Genomic DNA, 2224 nt, shown 5'->3' with positions numbered 1-2224 from the left:
GCCGGCGATGCGCTCGTGGCTTTGTACCAGATCGAAATTGTGCTGTTGCCAGTACCTCTGGGCGGCATCGGCAAAACCGCGCTCGCGTGCGATGCGGCTGCCACCGCGTGGGTTACAGATATGCACATGCCAGTCTTGCTGCGGTTCGCTTGACCACTGGCGCGTGATGATGTTCAGCTCAAGTCCGCTGTTATCAAGCGATTCCAGGGCTCGGGAGATAAAGCGCTCCGCGCCGCCGTCGGGACGGTATTTTTGCCGTACTATCGCCAGACGGATAGTTGTCATTTCGGATTTTCCCTTGCCGACGCGATCCTCGGTCGGCCGTTTGCGATGGTGCATATGCCCTTGCGGGCAACCGCGCACGGTATGCTGATGGTACTCTTTTCCTTCGACGCCGTGTGTTTACGCCGCAAGATCCACTACCGTCAGCGGGTCTGTGGTGCTGATAAATAACCTCTTGCTGCCGCCAGTACCGGTTTAATCGGTATCACGCTGAGGTGACGCTGCCAGTTTTAGGTATCAATTATATACAGATCTGGCAGATCGGCATAATAGCCGGCCCACAGAACGGTACTCTTTTCGCTCCAGATACGCCAGCGCTGCGGTTTAGTCAAGTTGAACAGCACTACACAGTGGTATCTAGCGCAGCGCCGCCACTATATGCACGGGCGCAGAATCGACGCCGATAAACAGGCATTCACCCTCTATTATGACTGCCGTCATGTTGGGGAAGCGAGAGCTGCTCGGCCAGGGAGGCAGGTTTGACTTAGCGGCAAAGCGAAATGATATGATCAACCATCTCCTGTTCTTTTTTTGTCCAGCGCGGTGGTCAGCACTACCGGCAACCTGCTGGTTGCCAATCTTTCAATCAGCTGCGCCATTTTGGCGTTGTCCCAGCATTTATACAACCAATATGAGGTCAGCTGGATGACGATCCAGTCGTCCGTTACCCGTTGTTTACGCAATAATGTCTCGCCCCGGATTTTATCCGCCGCCGTGTAGTAAAACGTTGCAATTGCGGTCGGTAATGGCAAGGTTAAGCGATTCCAAAATACTGAGATTTTGTTCCACTGTATTCAGCTGGGAGTGGTTGGTGATAGCCAATAAACGATTATGCGCCAGGCGCATTATGCGCCAGGCGCAAGAGAAAAGAGCAGCGTTTAGTATAGTTAAAACCGATGCTCAACGCCGCCGCTCCGCTGAGGAGCGTGATAATCGCGCTGCTCCATTGAGCGGCAAGATTGATGACAAGATCATAATGGCGTGCACGTAAAGTTTACGCTAAGGCATATTCCTGCTCCAACTGATGTAACGGGCCATTTTTCCATTGACGATGGATTACGTGGATCTTGGCTATAGCCCGGATGATTCGACAGGGTTAGCGTCGTTTCTTTGTACAAGAGCACGTCAATTTCCGCCGCTAGATAATGCCAGCGCAGATTATTGATTACTGGTGTGGACAAAATCATGTCGCTATGACCAACCATGGTGGAGTAATTTAATCAGCAGGATCTTGTGGGGGCAGAAAATGAGAATTGCTAAGGGTGAAAACCTGCTTTATCCAGTAACTTCCGGTAAGAAATGACATAATAATGTAATTATAAGTATAAATAGTGTTGACAACCTCTATTAATCAAGCAAACGTTAGTCAGAGAAAGGGATAAACGCGGCAACTTAGGCGATGGGCGCTCCAGTTCGCGCTCAGGGCGGGGATTACGCGGCGGGTAGCGGCTTCGTAATATCTCATTAATCATTGCGAGCGGTATCGACAGGCTTTGGGGCCGATGCGCCAACTCCGTGAAGCGGCAGCCTAAGAGCGCAGGAGGAGGGCACTCTCCGGATGAGCAGGGTAAAATGGCAAAGGATAATCCTTCAATGCCGTAGGATAGAAAACTCTGAGGCAAATAATGAAAGAGGGACGCTATCACCGGAGTTGAACGTCGCACTAACGGAGTAACAAAAAACCGGCGGTCTGTTTTGCACCGGGCCTTCAGCTATCGCTATACCGTCAGAGGGGTAATGGCGCACAGCTTACCGCCGGCGCCAGGCGTAGAGACGGAACAGCAACAGCAGTAACTGGTACAATTGACGGATGCCGTGCACATTCCGGATCATGCAGTTATGGGTGCTGCTGCTGAAAATATCGCTGACAATCATTCGCTGCGTCGCAGCGGCGTCAGGAATCACTTTGCGCTAAGGCGATATATCGCCGGCAAATCGTCGC

4 protein-coding genes are annotated in these 2224 nt (G+C 51.8%); all 4 read right to left on the bottom strand.

The features are described 5' to 3' along the window. Positions 1-285, bottom strand: a 285-nt coding sequence (locus BG74_RS08120; protein ID WP_187202800.1) for a glycosyltransferase, incomplete at its 3' end; no start/stop codon positions are given. A 506-nt stretch (positions 286-791) separates the two neighbouring features. Then, on the bottom strand, positions 792-1034 hold the full coding sequence (locus BG74_RS18055) for a hypothetical protein (RefSeq protein WP_244267447.1): 243 nt from the start codon (positions 1032-1034) through the stop codon (positions 792-794). 77 nt (positions 1035-1111) lie between these two features. Continuing rightward, a complete protein-coding gene (locus tag BG74_RS18050; RefSeq protein WP_305809589.1) occupies positions 1112-1216 on the bottom strand; it encodes a hypothetical protein in 105 nt (34 codons plus the stop codon). Positions 1217-2031: 815 nt separating this feature from the next. Beyond that, positions 2032-2187 carry a hypothetical protein gene (locus BG74_RS21210; RefSeq protein WP_501037425.1) on the bottom strand — a complete coding sequence of 52 codons (156 nt, stop codon included), beginning with the start codon at positions 2185-2187 and terminating at the stop codon, positions 2032-2034. Positions 2188-2224: the final 37 nt, after the last annotated feature.

Source organism: Sodalis-like endosymbiont of Proechinophthirus fluctus, assembly GCF_001602625.1.
GTDB lineage: Bacteria > Pseudomonadota > Gammaproteobacteria > Enterobacterales > Enterobacteriaceae.
The sequence above is the reverse complement of the archived record's forward strand: the minus strand, read 5'-3'. Positions and strand labels throughout refer to the sequence as shown.